This is a genomic window from Azospirillum canadense (genome assembly GCF_025961225.1).
In the GTDB taxonomy this organism is placed as follows: Bacteria; Pseudomonadota; Alphaproteobacteria; order Azospirillales; family Azospirillaceae; genus Azospirillum; species Azospirillum canadense.
Genome location: NZ_JAOQNG010000001.1, coordinates 146,853 through 161,303, shown reverse-complemented (window position 1 = coordinate 161,303; position 14,451 = coordinate 146,853). Strand labels below are relative to the sequence as shown.

The window sequence follows — 14,451 nt, the reverse complement described above, 5'->3', positions numbered from 1 at the left end:
CGGCTCACGCGGTCTGACCGAAATGACCACGCCGCTCGTAATGCTTGGAGTATTTGTTGGTGATCAGGTCGGTCTTCACCACGATGGACACGTCCGTCGTGTTGAACTGGTGGTCGATCACCGCCCCGTCGCCGATGAAGCCGCCAAGCCGCAGATAACCCTTGATCAGCGGCGGCAGCACGGTCAGCGCCCGCTTCGGGTCGATCTGCTCCCGTGGCAGCAGGTCCATGCTGACGTGCCGTTCCGGCAGAGCCACGGGGCGCAGCTCCGGCGGGGCGAGGTGGTGGTGGTACAGGTAGGCCAGCGGCTCCGCCAAGGCGGCCGGATCGGTGCCCGGCAGGCTGGCGCAGCCGAACATCAGCGCGATGTCGTGGTGGAAGACATAGGCCGCGATGCCGCGCCACAGCAGCTGCATGCTGCCGCGCGTGCGGTAGGCGGCGTCCACGCAGGACCGGCCGAGTTCCAGGATCTCGCCGGGAAGGTCAACCAGCCGGCTGATGTCGTATTCGTCGCTGGAGTAGAAGCGGCCGGCCTTCGCCGCCGCCGAGCGGCGGATCAGCCGGTAGGTGCCGACCACGGACTCCGGCCCGTCGCCGCGCGCGTGATCGATGACCAGCAGATGGTCGCACAGCGTGTCGAAGTCGTCGAAGTCGCGGTGGCGCGCCGCCATGTCGGGGGTCGGGATCGCCGACATCTCTTCGTAGAAGACGCGGTAGCGGAGCGCCTGCGCCCAGTCGACCTCGGCGGCGCTTTCCGCCAGCCTGACTTCCAGGGAACCCATGCGCAGTTCGGAGGAACTGTCCTGGTCCATGCTCGTATCAGCCATTCGACGGTTCGCAGGCGTAGTGAAAGGGGCGTGGCGGTGGAGCGGTGTGAAGCTGCGCCAAACGGCGGCGTTTTTCAATCGACGACGCGTCGGGCCCATGCCGGACGCCGGCGCTCCAGGAGGAGCCCGGCCCGATCCCAGGACACCGATCGCTCGTTAGGGATAGCACAAATGGCGGGTTGCCGGTCAACGGCATCGTCGCCGAAGGCGCGGGGGCATCGTCGCCGAAGGCGCGGGGGCATCGTCGCGGACGCCGACGCACGCCCCGGTGTCGGCGGACCCACCCTGCCCCGCCCCGACCGATGGGGGTCTCCCAGCGGACGGATGACGAAAGCAAAGGAAACGGTATGGAATTCGAAGTATTCGGAACCGTCCTCTATCCGGAACGGCCGGGCGGACCGCGGTGCGTGGACCGCAGGAAACCGGTTTCCGGAACGGACCGCCGGAGCGGCGGTCCGCCGGAAGACAACGCTCAAGCCATAGCGGCCTTAGGCGGCGCCGCGACGGGCACGGGTACCGAGGCCGATCTGCTTCGCCAGCGAGCTGCGCTGGCGGGCGTAGTTCGGGGCGACCATCGGGTAGTCCGCGGGCAGGCCCCAGCGGTCCCGATATTCCTCCGGCGACATGTTGTAAGCCGTCTTGAGGTGGCGCTTCAGCATTTTCAGCTTCTTGCCATCCTCCAGGCACACGATGTAATCGGGCGTGACGGACTTCTTGATGGGCACCGCGGGCTGCGGCCGCTCCTCCGTCACGACCGGCTCCGTGCCGACATTCGCGAGTGACTTGTACACCTGCTCAATCAGCGTCGGTAGATCGCTGAGAGCAACTGTATTGTTGGAGACGTGCGCCGCAACGATCTCCGTGGTCAGAGACAACAGCGCGTTGGAAGGGTTCCCATTGCTCATGTAAGCTTGCTCCGCGGCTTGGCGTTCCTCTCCATATAAAGAGGTTTCTGGCCGCGTGCAATATCCATCCTTTGCTCGTAAAGAGGAAGCAGTGTACGAAAAAAACTCGCCGGATTTCTTTTTGGACATCACCTCCGACGTGTGCCCGTTAACCTTCGTCAAGACCAAGTTGAAGGTGGAGCGCATGGCACCGGGGCAGACCCTCGAAGTCCGGCTGAACGCGGGCGAACCCTTGGAGAATGTGCCCCGTTCCTTAACCGAACTGGGTCACTCCATTCTCTCCCTAAAGCCCGAAAATCCCAATGAGCCCACCGGGATCCACCGTCTTTGGGTTCAAAAAGGTTAATGTTTATTCGTCGGCGTAGGAGTACCGGAGGACGAGCGCCGCAACCCTTCCCTCTGGTCGTTTGTAATACCCCGGACGACGGCCCACGGGAAAGAAACCGCAGGATTTATACAGGTATCGGGCGGCGGCGTTGTCTTCGGCGACTTCCAGGAACAGCGCCGTCGCGCCGAGCCGCCCGGCGCCGTCCCGCGCCGCTGCGACAAGGCGTCGCCCGACGCCGCCGCGGCGGGCATCCGGCAGCACGCCGATGGCGATGATCTCGCCGTCCTCGGCCGCGACGCGGGCCAGGACGAAGCCGACCGGGTCCTCCCCCGCCAGCGCCAGCACCGCGAAGGATCCCGCCTGCCCGGCCAGGGTGGCGATGGAATGCGCGTCCCAGGGGTCGTCGGGGAAGCAGGCCTGCTGAAGGGCCGCCATCACCGCCGCCTCGACCGGGCCGGCCGGCTGCAAGGTGACGGCGTCGCTCATGACGGTTCTTTGGACGGCGAGGGGACGGGCGGGCGCGGCAGCGTCACGTCGGGCGGGCGCAGGTAGAAGGGCTGAGGCGGCAGGCCCACAGCCCGGGATGCCCCCAGCGCGGCCACCACGGCGGCGTCCGGCGTGCCGGGGCCGGCGGCGAAGGCGGTGTCGGGCCGCCCTTCCAGCAGCGGGCGCAGCAGGCCGGCCCCGTCGCCGGCGACCAGCAGCGGGCCGTGGGGGAACAGCCCGGCCAGCCAAGCGGGCACCGCCGCCGGATCGGGCATCGCCGGCTCGCCCAGCGGCTCCAGCTCCGGGGTGAAGAGCTGGAGGAAGGGTTCGGCCCGGCGGGAATCCACGGCGACCAGCACCGCCCTGCCCTGCCACTCCTCCACGGGAAGGCCGTGCGCGACGGCGTCGAAGGTGGTGATGCCGACCACCGGCAGCCCGGCGGCCAGGGCGAAGCCGCGCGCCGCCGCCAGGGAGATGCGCAGGCCGGTGAAGGCGCCCGGCCCCACCGTCACGGCAATGCGGTCGAGCCCGTCGAAGCCGACCCCGGCCTCGGCCAGCGCGGCCTCCGCCATGGGGACCAGCACCTCCGCCTGGCCGCGGGCCATCGGCTCGGCGCGCCGCGCGGTGACGCGCCCGTCCTGCCAGACCGCCGCGGAACAGCCCGACGTCGCCGTGTCCAAACCCAAAACCCTCATCGCCCCGTCACCTTCCCAAACACGATCCGCACCTCTTACCCCAAGGCCACGCCCTGGCGAAACCCACCCTTGCCGAGCCCCCGCTACCGGACGCGGGCGCGGCCATGATAGACAGCCGGGTCCTTTTCCAACCCATTCAGGCCCAACCCATGCAGGCCATGCTCACCACCATCGCGCCGCCGGACTTCGACGTCGACATCGAGCTGCTGTACGCCACGCCCGGCAACATCGCCGGCGTGCCGATCTACCGCCGCTCCCTGTGCCTGCTGCACCCCGACGCCGCGGCGCGGCTGCGGACGGCCATCGGGCTGGCCCGCGGCATCGGCTGCCGGCTGCGGATCTACGATGCCTTCCGGCCCGTCGAGGCGCAATGGAGGCTTTGGGAAGCCTTCCCCGACCCGGCCTACGTCGCCGACCCGCGACTCGGCTCCATGCACTCGCGCGGGGTGGCGGTGGACCTGACGCTGGCCGACGACGCCGGCCGGCCGCTGGACATGGGCACGGGCTTCGACGACATGACCGAACGCTCGCACCACGCCCGCACCGACCTGACCGCCGAACAGCAGCGCAACCGCGCCCTGCTGCTGGGCGTCATGGCCGCCGCCGGCTGGAGCCATTACGCCTGCGAGTGGTGGCACTACCAGCTGCCCGATGCCGACGGCTATCCCCTGCTGACCGACGCGGCGGCGGGCGGTGTGCTGATGGCGTAACATGCCGTTGGGCACCCTACGGCTCGGCCCTGGTTTCTCGGCCCTGGTTTCTCGGCCCTGGTTTGTTGCATCCCTGCATCAACCCTCCGTCTCCAGCGTTGGACGCGGCGGCCGTCGGGCGTTGCGGACTTGTTCCGGGTGGGGTGAATGTGCCACACCACCACCCGAGGTAAGCCGGACACCCGCCCGGCTTCGCGATCCGTATGGGCCGATATGCCATTCCGACGCGCCGCCGCACTGTTCGCCGTGGCCGCCGCCTGGGTCTTCCAAACCCTGGTGGGCGGCCCCGCCGTGGCGGCGGACCAGTCGGCAGGCGCGGCCCCGTACGCAACCCCATCCACCGCCGTCGTGTTCGCCTACGACCGCTTCGGCGAGGACCAGACGCCGTCGGTCAGCATCCGTCTCGACCAGTTCGAGGCGCATCTGGAGGAGCTGAAGGACGGCGACTACCAGGTCCTGCCGCTTCCCCGCATCCTGGAGGCGCTGCGCAACGGCACGCCGCTGCCCGACCGCGCGGTGGCCATCACCATCGACGAGGCCAGCCGCTCCGCCTTCCGCGAGGCCTGGCCGCGTCTGAAGGCCGCCGGGCTGCCCTTCACGCTGTTCGTCGCCACCGACGCCATCGACCGCGGCTCCCCCGCCCACATGACCTGGGCGGAGGTGCGGCAGCTGGCCGCGGCCGGGGTGACCATCGGCGGCCTCGGCGCCGCCACCCAGTCGCTGGTGCCGCGCTCCGCCGCCGACATCAAGGCGGAGCTTCGCCGCATGACCGACCGGCTGCAGGCGGAAACCGGCCAGCGCCCGACCCTGTTCGCCTACCCGCAGGGGGAGGTGTCCTCGGCGGTCCGGACGATCATCACGGAGCAGGGCTTCGCCGCCGCCTTCGGCCAGCAGTCCGGCGTGCTCTATCCGCAGGCCGACCGCTGGCTGCTGCCGCGCTTCGTCATGAACGAGAGCTTCGGCAGCGTCGACCGCTTCCGGCTGGCCGCCAACGCCCTGCCCCTGCCGGTGACCGACCTGACGCCGGACGACCCGTTCCTGACGGTCAACCCGCCGCCGGTGGGCTTCACCGTGGGCGAAGGGATCGGCGACCTGTCGCGGCTGGCCTGCTTCGCCTCCGGCCAGGGCCGCACGGTCCTGGAGCGCATGACCGAGGACCGGGTCGAGGTCCGCATCAAGGACCCCTTTCCGCCCGGCCGGTCGCGCGTCAACTGCACCCTGCCGACCCAGGACGGCCGCTGGCGCTGGCTCGGCATGCAGTTCGTGGTGCCGGAGTAAAATCGGAAGCGGTCACCACGGAGACACAGAGATTCCTGCGAAAAAGGTCCCGCCTGGCGGCTCGTGGCCGTGTCGGCGAGACCCTTTCTGAAAATCTCTGTGCCTCCGTGTCTCTGTGGTGAATTCTCGCCACAGAGACGATCAGCCGTCAGCGGACCGCGCGGACCTCGGTGACCTCCGGGATGTAGTGGCGCAGCATGTTCTCGATGCCGGCCTTCAGCGTGGCGGTCGAGCTGGGGCAGCCGGAGCAGGACCCCTTCATCGCCAGGTAGACGACGCCGTCCTCGAAGCCGTGGAAGGTGATGTCGCCGCCGTCCTGGGCCACCGCCGGGCGCACGCGGGTGTCGAGCAGCTCCTTGATCTGGGTGACGATCTCGCCGTCATCCTCGTTCCCCTCAGCGTGGCCGTCGCCGGCATCCTCCAGCAGGACCGGCCGGTTGGCGGTGAAGTGCTCCATGATGACGCCGAGGATCGACGGCTTCAGCAGGAACCACTCCTTGGCCCCGGCCTTGGTGATGGTGACGAAGTCGGCGCCCAGGAACACGCCTTCCACGCCGTCGATCTCGAACAGGCGCTGGGCGAGCGGCGAACGGGCGGCCTCGGCGCGGGTGGGAAAGTCCGCCGCGCCCTGTCCGAGCACGTCACGACCCGGCAGGAACTTGAGAGTCGCCGGGTTGGGCGTCTGCTCGGTCTGAATGAACATGGTGATATCCTCCATCGACGCCGAACAACACTGGCGGCGTACGCAAAACTTGGGCAGAATCCGCCGCCAGATCAAGCATCGCGTCCGTATGGTTACCGCATCGTGAGCATCCCGGAATCCGCGGCCGCCGTTCCGCAGCCGGACCTGCCCCCTGGCCTGCCCTCCCCTTGCCCCCCTGACCGGGCTCGGGCGGTCAGCGACTGGCTCCTGCGCGAAGGGCGGCACGCCGACAGCGTCCAGCAATTGATGGACCGGTTTTGCCATCGGCTGATGGCCGCCGGCGTGCCATTGCTGCGCGTCGTCTGCGCCCTGCCGCTGCTGCACCCGCAGATCCGCACCATCGCCTTCTTCTGGCGCCGCAACGCCGAGAATGTGGAGGTCGCGACCCGCGCGCACGGGACCGAGACCAGCACCGAATACCTGACCAGCCCCTTCGCCACGCTGATCGAGGACGGGGCCGAGGGACTGCGCTACCGGCTGGAGCAGATGGAGCCACCCTGGCCCTACCCCGTCTTCGCCGAGCTGCGCGAGCAGGGCGCCACCGACTACGTCGCGATGACGGTGCTGTTCGCCGGCGGGCGGCGCAACGTGCTGAGCTTCACGACCGACCGACCCGGCGGCTTCTCCACCGCCGATCTGGCGCTGGTCGACGCGGTGCTGCCGGCGCTGGGCGCGGTCCTGGAGACGCTGGCGCTGCGGCGGCTCGCCGCCACGGTGCTGGACACCTACGTCGGGCGGCAGAGCGGCACGCGCATCCTGTCCGGCGACATCCGGCGCGGCACCGGCGCCAACGTCCGCGCCGTGCTGTGGTACTGCGATCTGCGCGGCTTCACGCCGCTGGCCGACCGCCTGCCGCGCGAGGAGCTGATCGCCCTGCTGAACGACTATTTCGAGATCATGGGCGGGTCGGTGGAGCAGCACGGCGGCGAGATCCTGAAGTTCATCGGGGACGCGATGCTGGCCATCTTCCCGCTGGAGGACGGCGACCACAGCGGCGCCGCGGCCTGCACGAAGGCGCTGGACGCGGCGGAGGACGCGCTGAAGGCGATGAACGCCCGCAACGCGGAGCGCGCCGCCTGGGGCCAGCCGACGCTCCGTTGCGGGATCGCGCTGCACCTCGGCGACGTCATGTACGGCAACATCGGCTCGGCCAACCGCCTGGACTTCACGGTGATCGGCCCGGCCGTGAACCTGGTCAGCCGGATCGAGGGCCTGTGCAACCGCCTGGACCGCACCATCCTGACGTCAGCCGAGATCGCCGCCACCTGCGGAGACCGCCTCGTCTCCGTCGGTTGGCATCCGGTCAAGGGCCTGCACGACCCGATCGAGGTCTATGGGTTGAAGGGCTGAGCGTGATCCAGCCCGAACCGCCCACCTCCCCCACCCGCGCTTACGCGCTCGCCGCCGCGGCTTTTGCCGCGGGGTGGTCGTTGATGATGATGGAGATCCTGGGCGGGCGGCTGATGGCGCCGCATTTCGGCTATTCGGTGTACCAGTGGGGCGCCGTCATCGGGGTGGTGATGGCCTTCATGGCCGCGGGCTATTGGACCGGCGGGCAGGTTGGCGACGGGCCGAAGGCGGTGCCGGCGCTGCGCTTCGCGCTGCTGGCCGGCGCGGTGGCGGCGGGGCTGACGCCATGGCTCGGCCGGCCGATGCTGGCCGACGTGGCGGAACGCATGAACCCGGCGGAGGGATCGGTCTTCGGCGCGGCGCTGGTGCTGGGCGCACCCTCCTTCGCGCTGGCCATGGTGTCGCCGATCTGCGCTGGGTTGAGCGCCCTGTCCGGCGCCGCCGCGGCCGGGCGGATCTACGCCGTCGGTACGCTGGGCAGCATCGGCGGCACCTTCTTCGCCGCCTTCTACGCCATCCCGGAACTCGGCGTGTCGGCCGGCTACGCGCTGGCCGCGGTGCTGCCGGCGCTTGCCTGCGCGATGGTTCCGGGCAGGTGGAGGATGGCCGCCGCCGCCGCGCTGGCGGTTCCGGCTGCTTGGGCCGCCAGCATCGGGGAAGGTCAGGGCTTCGCCCTGTATCGCGAGACGCCGCACAACACCATCATGGTGCGCGAGGACGCCCACGAGATCCGCCTGCACCTGAACGTGCTGTGGGCGACCCAGTCGCGGCTGCGCAAGGACGGCGGGCCGACCGGCCTCTACTACGACCTGTTCACCGCGACCCCCGCCCTGACGAACGGTCGGACGGGCGGGACACGCGTTCTGGTGCTTGGGCTGGCTGGCGGCGCGGTGCCGCGGTCCATCCTTACCGTCTGGCCCGGTGCCGACGTTCTGGGGGTGGAGCTGGACCCCGCCGTGGTCGAGGTGGCGCGGGAGCGGTTCGGGCTGGACCCGCGGGTGCGCGTGGCGGTGGAGGACGCACGTCGGCACGTGGAAACCTCCACGGAGCAGCACGACCTGATCATCGTGGACCTCTATTCCACCGCCGTGATCCCCTTCTTCACCGCGACCCGCGAGTTCTTCGCCGCGGTGGAGCGCCGGCTGGCGCCGGGCGGTGTCGTGGTGATGAACGTCGTCTCGCCGCAGGACCGCGACGCGCTGGTCGGGCCGCTGGCAGCGACGCAGGGCACGGTGTTCCCGTCGGTGTACGTGGCCGACGCCGGGCGCGGCAACTGGCTGCTGATCGCGACCAAGGAGAAGCGTACGCTCGACGACCTGCGCGTACGGCTGGAGCACGCCCCCGAAGCCGCCGCGTACGCCGCGTCCCAGCTGCTGAAGACACTGGCCCCGGCCGAGGCCGCCGGGCAGCCAGTCCTGACCGACGACCGCAGCGACATCGACCTGCGCAGCCTCGCCGCCCTTTACGGGCGCTGAAGCCCGTTACGCGGCCTCCTCCGTCTCCGCCCGCCCTTGTTCCCAGGCGAGCAGGGCGCGCTTGCGCGGCACGCCGTAGCGGTAGTTGTGGATGACGCCCGATTTCTGGATCACCCGGTGGCAGGGGATCAGAACGCAGACCGGGTTGCGCCCGATGGCGGCACCCACCGCGCGCATCGCCGTCGGCCGGCCGATGGCGCGGGCCACGTCCTCGTAGCTGACCACGACGCCGGAGGGGATGCGCATCAACGCCTCCCACACCTTGATCTGGAAGTTGGTGCCCTTCATCAACAGGCGCAGCGGTTCGGAATCCACCCCATCCCAGCGGAAGGCGCGGGCCGCGGCCATGCGGGTGGCATCGGCGTCCTCCAACAGCCGGGCGGCCGGCCAAGCCTCCCGCAGCTCATTCAGCGCGTCGCGGCCGTCGGGCTCCTCGGCGAAGCTCAGCCAGCAGACGCCGCGGTCGGTCGTTGCCACCAGAGACGGGCCGAAGGGGGTCGGGTGCAGGCCCCAGCGGATGGTCAGCCCGCCGCCCAGCGCCTTGTACTCGCCGGGGGTCATGGCCTCGCAGGCGACGAACAGGTCGTGCAGCCGCGACGGCCCGGACAGCCCTACGTCCAGCGCCACGTCCAGCACGCTGTGGTTCTCCGCCAGCAGGCGCTTGGCGTTGTCCAGCGTCAGGAACTGCACGAAGCGCTTCGGGCTGATGCCGGCCCAGCGGGTGAACAGGCGCTGGAAATGGAAGGGGCTGATCCCCGCCACGGCGGCGAGATCCTCCAGCGGCGGCTGGTCCTGCCAGTTCTCGACCAGATGCCGGATGGCGGCGGCGATGGCGCGGTGGTGCTGCGCGTCGACCGGATCGATGGTTGGGTTCAGGCACGGCATGGCGGCGGACTCCCTGACTCCAATTTTTGGGGCTCCAAGTTGGGTCAAGGATGCGCCGGTGCCGAGGGGCGACCAACCCGTTTCTTGCGCTTAAACGCGCCTAAACGGGTTCCGGCGGACAGGGCGTGCGGCGCCACGCCGCCAACGCGTCGCGCAGGGACCGGGCGAACTCCGCGCGCTCGTCCGGCGACAGGAAGGAGCCCACGACCACCGACTTGCCGTGGGAGGACAGGGTCACTTGGCTTTCGTGCTGCGGCGGGTCGTCCATGGTGACGCGCAGCCAGTAGGGCTGGAAGGTCCAGCGCCGCTCCGGTTTTTTCCAATCCACGCGCTGCACGGTGAGGTCGGCGTCGGTCAGGCGCACCCGCTCGTACTGGCGGGCGGAGCGGTAGTTGACGCGGAAGGCCAGCCACAGCACCAGCACGTCCAGCCCGCAGAAGGGCACCACCGGCCAGGCGCCGTTGGCAACGAAGAGGCCGGCCACCGCCAGGTTGGCCAGGATCACCGCCGCCATCAGGATCCGGAATCCCTTCCGTCCCAGGCTGCGGTGCGGGTGCAGGATGGCGTCGAAGAAGACGCGGGCCGGTCTGGGATGGGCGTCGGGCGTCATGGTCATATGACGAACCTAATAGACCTGAGGAGGCCGATCCAGCATCCGGCCCTGCGGCATGTTTGCATGACCGGCCAAGGTCCCGCTATGGTGCCGAGGTCCCGTTATGGTGGATATCATGAAGCCCGCCGCCGTCCAGGAATTCTTCCGCCGCCTCAGCGCCGCCAACCCGGAGCCGAAGAGCGAGCTGGAATACGTCAACCCCTACACGCTGCTGGTCGCCGTCGTCCTGTCGGCGCAGGCCACCGACGTGGGTGTCAACAGGGCCACGGGGCCGCTGTTCCAGGTCGTCACCACGCCACAGCAGATGGTCGATCTGGGGGAGGAGCGGCTGCGCGGCTACATCAAGACGATCGGCCTGTTCAACACCAAGGCCAAGAACGTCATCAAGCTGTCGGAGATCCTGGTGCGCGACCACGGCAGCGCGGTGCCGCAGGACCGCGAGACGCTGGAGACCCTGCCCGGCGTCGGCCGCAAGACCGCCAACGTGGTGCTGAACGTCGCCTTCGGCGAGGAGACCATCGCGGTCGACACCCATATCTTCCGCGTCGGCAACCGCACCGGCCTCGCCCCCGGCAAGACGCCGGACGCGGTGGAGACGAAGCTTCTGAAGGCGGTGCCCAAGGCCTACCGCCGCCACGCCCACCACTGGCTGATCCTACACGGGCGCTATGTCTGCAAGGCCCGCAAGCCCGACTGCCCCGCCTGCCCCGTCAGCGATCTGTGCGGCTTCAAGGACAAGACTGCGGCGTAGCGCGTCGCGGCGGGGATGGGAGGAGGAGCTAGCGTCGGAGCGGCGGAGTTCCCTCCCCTGCGAAGTGGGGGAGGGCTAGGGTGGGGGCCCAACACGACCACCCCACACCGCCAAAAACAAAGCCCTGCGCGGACTCTCGTCCGGCCGGGCTTTGCTGAAACAAATGACGGATCAGCCGTTTAGCGGCGTTTAGCCGTCCACCACGATCGGGTCCTTGGCCGGGGTGGCGGCCGAAACCGCGGCCGGGGCCGGGGCCGCCTCGGCGGCGGGCTGGGCGTCGGCCTTGTACTGGCCGATGCTGCCGTTCAGCAGGCCGCCGGCCTCGACCGACAGCTGGCCGTACTTCACCGCACCGTTGATGCGGCCGGTGGAGCGCACGACCAGACGGCCGCGCACGGTGATGTCGCCCTCGAAGCGGCCGCCGATGTCGGCCTCGTCGATCTCGACCGAACCCTTGAACAGGCCCGTCTCGGCGATTTCGATGGAGCGGCCGTCGCGCAGCTTGGCCTCCACGGTGCCTTCGACGACCAGCACGTCGCAGGAGCCGATCTCGCCGTTGAGCGAAATGTCGCGGCCGACGATCAGGCGGCGCTGCTCCGACGCCAGCGGCGCGCCGACGGGCGACACGGCCGGGGCGGGAGCGGCGGCCGGGGCCGCGGGAGAGGCAGCGGAATTGGACAGGGCGCCGAAGCCTTCCGGCTTGCGCGGAGCGACGCCCGGCAGGTCGACGGTGCGGCGCGGGATGTCGGTCGGCTTGTAGCTCGCGCCGGGGATCGGGCCACCGGTCGGCGGCTTCGGGCTGGTCGTGTTCATCTCGGGTCCCTTGGAGGAAAACGGCTCGGAGGTGGGCGTGCGGCTGGTCGGAGCCGCAGGGTGACCGGCTGGTGCCTGTACGGCTTGGCCCTGAACGCCTTGAGCCGCCAGGGCGGCGGACGCGTTCGCCAGGGAGGAAAGGGGGGACATGGCCACCGCCGGCTCGGCGGCGTTCGCCTCCGCGGCCGGAACGGCCCCGTCCGGGCTTTGGGCGGCGCCTTGGGCTTTCGGCGGAGTCTTTCGTCCGAACAGCATGAACGTGGATCCCCAGGTCAGTCAGGTCATCGCGAAGGTCGGATGACGGGCCCGGTCGGCCGCGCGGAACGCGCGCGGCAGGCGAAAAGCCCACCCCAGCCGGGGTAACACGGTCATCCGGCCGGCCGCAAGGGGGCTTTCACGTGGGCTTTCACCCAGGCTTTCATGGGAGCTTTCACGGCCGCGACCGCCCCGCCAGGGAGGGTCCCGCCGTGGGCTGCCCAGCCAACGAATGCCCCACCATCGGCCCCACCATCGAATGATAGACGTGGACCATGAAAGCGCTCGCGATCACCGGCACCAGAAGGTTGACGATCGGGATGGTCGAAAGGAAGGCAATTGCGACACCAGCCAAAAATGGTTTCAACGGCTTGGACCGCCGCACATAGGCCGCCTCTTTCCGTCCAAGCCGGCGGATCGCCACCATCTCGAAGTATTCACGGCCGAGCAGATAACCGTTGACCGTGTAGAAGACCAGAAGGTTCAACCCCGGCAACAGGAAATACAGCGGCAGGGCGGCGATGTTCACCAGCAGCACCACCGCCAGGAAGCGCAGGGCGGTCCCCAACTCTTCCACCACACCGGTCTTCCGGGGCGGCGGCAGGTGCGGGTAGTGGCGCCGCTCCACCGCCTCCACCACCTCGTCCAGGAAGAAGCTGGACACGGTGCCGACGGTGGCGGGGAACAGCAGCCAGGCGAGCACCAGCACGGTCAGCCCGCCCAGCAGGTCGAGCACATAGTCCACCCAGGCGTAGCCGGTCAGCACGGTGTGGAACAGCGCCCACCACACGCCGGTCGCCAGCAACGCGAAGGCCGCGGCGGCGGACAGCACGCCGATCCACACCACCCGGCGCGAGCCCGGGTCGGAGAGTTGGCCGATGGCGAGAAGCAGCGCGCGGATCATCCCGGTTCCCTGTCCCAAAGTCCCTGTCCCAAGGTCCGTACAATGGTGCGCTGCATATCTACGCCCGCCCGCGCCACGGTTCCAGGGCCGCCCCGGTCCTTTTCGCCGCACCCTTCACTCAGGGAGGCGGGGCGAAGACCAGCGCCGCGTTGGTCCCGCCGAAGCCGAAGGAGTTGGACAGGACGTGGCGGATGCGCCGCTCCTTCGCGCGGTGCGGCACGAGGTCGAGGTCGCAGCCCTCCGACGGCGCGTCTAGGTTGATGGTCGGCGGCGCCACCTGGTCGCGCAGCGCCAGCAGGGAGAAGATCGCCTCCACCGCCCCGGCCGCGCCCAGAAGGTGGCCGGTCGCCGACTTGGTGGAGGACATGGACAGATCCCCGGCGTGGGCGCCGAACAGGCGCTTGACCGCGGCGATCTCCACCGGATCGCCGGCGGGAGTAGAGGTCGCGTGGGCGTTGACGTAGTCCACGTCGGCCGGGTCAAGCCCGGCGCGCTTCAGCGCGGCGCGCATGGCGCGGAAGGCGCCGTTGCCGTCCTCGGCCGGCGCGGTGATGTGGTGAGCGTCGCCGGACAGGCCGTAGCCGACAACCTCCGCCAGGATCGGGGCGCCGCGGCGGCGGGCGTGCTCCAACTCCTCCAGCACCAGGACGCCGGCCCCCTCCCCCATGACGAAGCCGTCGCGATCGCGGTCCCAGGGGCGGGAGGCGCGGTGCGGTTCGTCGTTGAAGCCGGTGGACATGGCGCGGGACGCGCAGAAGCCGGCGAGCCCGAGGCGCGACACCGCCGCCTCCGTCCCGCCGGCCAGCATCACGTCGGCGTCGTCGAAGGCGATCAGCCGCGCCGCGTCGCCGATGGCGTGGGCGCCCGTCGCGCAAGCGGTGACCACCGCGTGATTCGGCCCCTTGAAGCCGTGGCGGATCGACACGTGGCCGGAGGCGAGATTGATCAGGTTGGACGGGATGAAGAAGGGCGAAATGCGGCGCGGACCCTTCTCATGCAGCGTCACCGCCCCCTCCGCCACGCCGGGCAGGCCGCCGATGCCGGAGCCGATTAGGACGCCGGTGCGTTCCAGCGATTCCGCATCGGTGGGGCGCCAGCCGGCGGTCTCCACCGCCTCCTCCGCAGCGGCCAGCGCCAGGAGGATGAAGCGGTCCATCTTGCGCTGGTCCTTGGGCGGCACCAACGCGTCCGGGTCAAAAGCGTCTTCCCCCTCGGCCGGGACCTGTGCGGCGATGCGGCACGGCAGGTCGGCGGCGTCGATGCCCGACACCGCGCGCACACCGCTGTCGCCGTTCAGGATGCGGCGCCAGCTGCGCTCCACCCCCACGCCCAGGGGCGTGACGGCGCCCATCCCGGTGACCACGACCCGCCTCATGCCGAATTCTCCATCCACGCTGTTGTTGGGGGCGGCCTTCCGCCGAGCCCGACGCGGACGCTAACAGAGTAAATTTTATGATGCAAGTTACAGCCCGGT

16 protein-coding genes are annotated in these 14,451 nt (G+C 69.8%); 6 read left to right on the top strand and 10 right to left on the bottom strand.

The features are described 5' to 3' along the window. Nucleotides 1–4: 4 nt before the first annotated feature. A complete protein-coding gene (locus tag M2351_RS00755) occupies nt 5–811 on the bottom strand; it encodes a GNAT family N-acetyltransferase (RefSeq protein ID WP_454464579.1) in 807 nt (268 codons plus the stop codon). A gap of 503 nt (nt 812–1,314) precedes the next feature. Further along, nucleotides 1,315–1,731 (bottom strand): MucR family transcriptional regulator, encoded by a 417-nt coding sequence (locus M2351_RS00750; protein ID WP_209767750.1) that lies wholly within the window; start codon nt 1,729–1,731, stop codon nt 1,315–1,317. Nucleotides 1,732–1,786: 55 nt separating this feature from the next. On the opposite strand from M2351_RS00750, the gene M2351_RS00745 reads away from it, so the two are divergent. Then, nucleotides 1,787–2,077 carry a sulfurtransferase TusA family protein gene (locus tag M2351_RS00745; RefSeq protein WP_264654270.1) on the top strand — a complete coding sequence of 97 codons (291 nt, stop codon included), beginning with the start codon at nt 1,787–1,789 and terminating at the stop codon, nt 2,075–2,077. Nucleotides 2,078–2,080: 3 nt separating this feature from the next. Here M2351_RS00745 and M2351_RS00740 read toward each other — a convergent pair whose 3' ends face one another. Both M2351_RS00740 and tsaB read right to left on the bottom strand, forming a co-directional pair. Then, the gene (locus M2351_RS00740) at nt 2,081–2,545 is read right to left on the bottom strand and encodes a GNAT family N-acetyltransferase (RefSeq protein ID WP_264654269.1); all 465 of its coding nucleotides are present in this window, start codon (nt 2,543–2,545) and stop codon (nt 2,081–2,083) included. Then, complete coding sequence (tsaB, locus tag M2351_RS00735) at nt 2,542–3,240, bottom strand: tRNA (adenosine(37)-N6)-threonylcarbamoyltransferase complex dimerization subunit type 1 TsaB (protein ID WP_264654268.1); 699 nt, start codon at nt 3,238–3,240, stop codon at nt 2,542–2,544. Before tsaB ends, M2351_RS00740 begins: the two co-directional genes overlap by 4 nt. A gap of 158 nt (nt 3,241–3,398) precedes the next feature. On the opposite strand from tsaB, the gene ddpX reads away from it, so the two are divergent. After that, nucleotides 3,399–3,950: a D-alanyl-D-alanine dipeptidase gene (gene ddpX / locus M2351_RS00730; RefSeq protein ID WP_264656810.1), complete on the top strand. Its 552-nt coding sequence runs from the start codon at nt 3,399–3,401 to the stop codon at nt 3,948–3,950. A gap of 213 nt (nt 3,951–4,163) precedes the next feature. Then, on the top strand, nt 4,164–5,228 hold the full coding sequence (locus M2351_RS00725; RefSeq protein WP_264654267.1) for a polysaccharide deacetylase family protein: 1,065 nt from the start codon (nt 4,164–4,166) through the stop codon (nt 5,226–5,228). Between the two features lie 148 nt (nt 5,229–5,376). Here M2351_RS00725 and M2351_RS00720 read toward each other — a convergent pair whose 3' ends face one another. Next, complete coding sequence (locus tag M2351_RS00720) at nt 5,377–5,931, bottom strand: NifU family protein (protein WP_264654266.1); 555 nt, start codon at nt 5,929–5,931, stop codon at nt 5,377–5,379. A gap of 102 nt (nt 5,932–6,033) precedes the next feature. Between M2351_RS00720 and M2351_RS00715 the strand changes: the two genes are divergently transcribed. Together M2351_RS00715 and M2351_RS00710 are read left to right on the top strand one after the other, a co-directional pair. Continuing rightward, nucleotides 6,034–7,281: an adenylate/guanylate cyclase domain-containing protein gene (locus tag M2351_RS00715; RefSeq protein ID WP_264654265.1), complete on the top strand. Its 1,248-nt coding sequence runs from the start codon at nt 6,034–6,036 to the stop codon at nt 7,279–7,281. Nucleotides 7,282–7,283: 2 nt separating this feature from the next. After that, nucleotides 7,284–8,756 carry a fused MFS/spermidine synthase gene (locus M2351_RS00710; protein WP_264654264.1) on the top strand — a complete coding sequence of 491 codons (1,473 nt, stop codon included), beginning with the start codon at nt 7,284–7,286 and terminating at the stop codon, nt 8,754–8,756. A gap of 6 nt (nt 8,757–8,762) precedes the next feature. On the opposite strand, the gene M2351_RS00705 is transcribed toward M2351_RS00710, so the two are convergent. Then, nucleotides 8,763–9,641, bottom strand: a complete 879-nt coding sequence (locus tag M2351_RS00705) for a bifunctional transcriptional activator/DNA repair enzyme AdaA (protein ID WP_264654263.1) — start codon at nt 9,639–9,641, stop codon at nt 8,763–8,765. Nucleotides 9,642–9,741: 100 nt separating this feature from the next. After that, complete coding sequence (locus M2351_RS00700) at nt 9,742–10,257, bottom strand: DUF2244 domain-containing protein (RefSeq protein ID WP_264654262.1); 516 nt, start codon at nt 10,255–10,257, stop codon at nt 9,742–9,744. A gap of 112 nt (nt 10,258–10,369) precedes the next feature. Here M2351_RS00700 and nth point away from each other — a divergent pair, with 112 nt between their 5' ends. Continuing rightward, complete coding sequence (gene nth / locus M2351_RS00695; protein ID WP_264654261.1) at nt 10,370–11,005, top strand: endonuclease III; 636 nt, start codon at nt 10,370–10,372, stop codon at nt 11,003–11,005. A gap of 189 nt (nt 11,006–11,194) precedes the next feature. On the opposite strand, the gene M2351_RS00690 is transcribed toward nth, so the two are convergent. The 3 genes from M2351_RS00690 to fabF form a co-directional block, all read right to left on the bottom strand. Next, entirely contained in the window at nt 11,195–12,073 is an 879-nt protein-coding gene (locus M2351_RS00690; protein ID WP_264654260.1) for a bactofilin family protein, read from the bottom strand. 175 nt (nt 12,074–12,248) lie between these two features. Next, nucleotides 12,249–12,977 (bottom strand): EI24 domain-containing protein, encoded by a 729-nt coding sequence (locus tag M2351_RS00685; RefSeq protein ID WP_264654259.1) that lies wholly within the window; start codon nt 12,975–12,977, stop codon nt 12,249–12,251. Nucleotides 12,978–13,095: 118 nt separating this feature from the next. Then, nucleotides 13,096–14,352: a beta-ketoacyl-ACP synthase II gene (fabF, locus tag M2351_RS00680; protein WP_264654258.1), complete on the bottom strand. Its 1,257-nt coding sequence runs from the start codon at nt 14,350–14,352 to the stop codon at nt 13,096–13,098. Between the last annotated feature and the right edge of the window lie 99 nt (nt 14,353–14,451).

Coding starts and splice junctions, on each gene's coding strand:
- M2351_RS00700 (WP_264654262.1), bottom strand. CDS start 10,257: ATGACCATGACGCCCGACGCCCATCCCAGACCGGCCCGCGTCTTCTTC.
- M2351_RS00750 (WP_209767750.1), bottom strand. CDS start 1,731: ATGAGCAATGGGAACCCTTCCAACGCGCTGTTGTCTCTGACCACGGAG.
- M2351_RS00740 (WP_264654269.1), bottom strand. CDS start 2,545: ATGAGCGACGCCGTCACCTTGCAGCCGGCCGGCCCGGTCGAGGCGGCG.
- M2351_RS00690 (WP_264654260.1), bottom strand. CDS start 12,073: ATGCTGTTCGGACGAAAGACTCCGCCGAAAGCCCAAGGCGCCGCCCAA.
- tsaB (WP_264654268.1), bottom strand. CDS start 3,240: ATGAGGGTTTTGGGTTTGGACACGGCGACGTCGGGCTGTTCCGCGGCG.
- M2351_RS00755 (WP_454464579.1), bottom strand. CDS start 811: ATGGACCAGGACAGTTCCTCCGAACTGCGCATGGGTTCCCTGGAAGTC.
- M2351_RS00725 (WP_264654267.1), top strand. CDS start 4,164: ATGCCATTCCGACGCGCCGCCGCACTGTTCGCCGTGGCCGCCGCCTGG.
- ddpX (WP_264656810.1), top strand. CDS start 3,399: ATGCTCACCACCATCGCGCCGCCGGACTTCGACGTCGACATCGAGCTG.
- M2351_RS00720 (WP_264654266.1), bottom strand. CDS start 5,931: ATGTTCATTCAGACCGAGCAGACGCCCAACCCGGCGACTCTCAAGTTC.
- nth (WP_264654261.1), top strand. CDS start 10,370: ATGAAGCCCGCCGCCGTCCAGGAATTCTTCCGCCGCCTCAGCGCCGCC.
- M2351_RS00685 (WP_264654259.1), bottom strand. CDS start 12,977: ATGATCCGCGCGCTGCTTCTCGCCATCGGCCAACTCTCCGACCCGGGC.
- M2351_RS00705 (WP_264654263.1), bottom strand. CDS start 9,641: ATGCCGTGCCTGAACCCAACCATCGATCCGGTCGACGCGCAGCACCAC.
- fabF (WP_264654258.1), bottom strand. CDS start 14,352: ATGAGGCGGGTCGTGGTCACCGGGATGGGCGCCGTCACGCCCCTGGGC.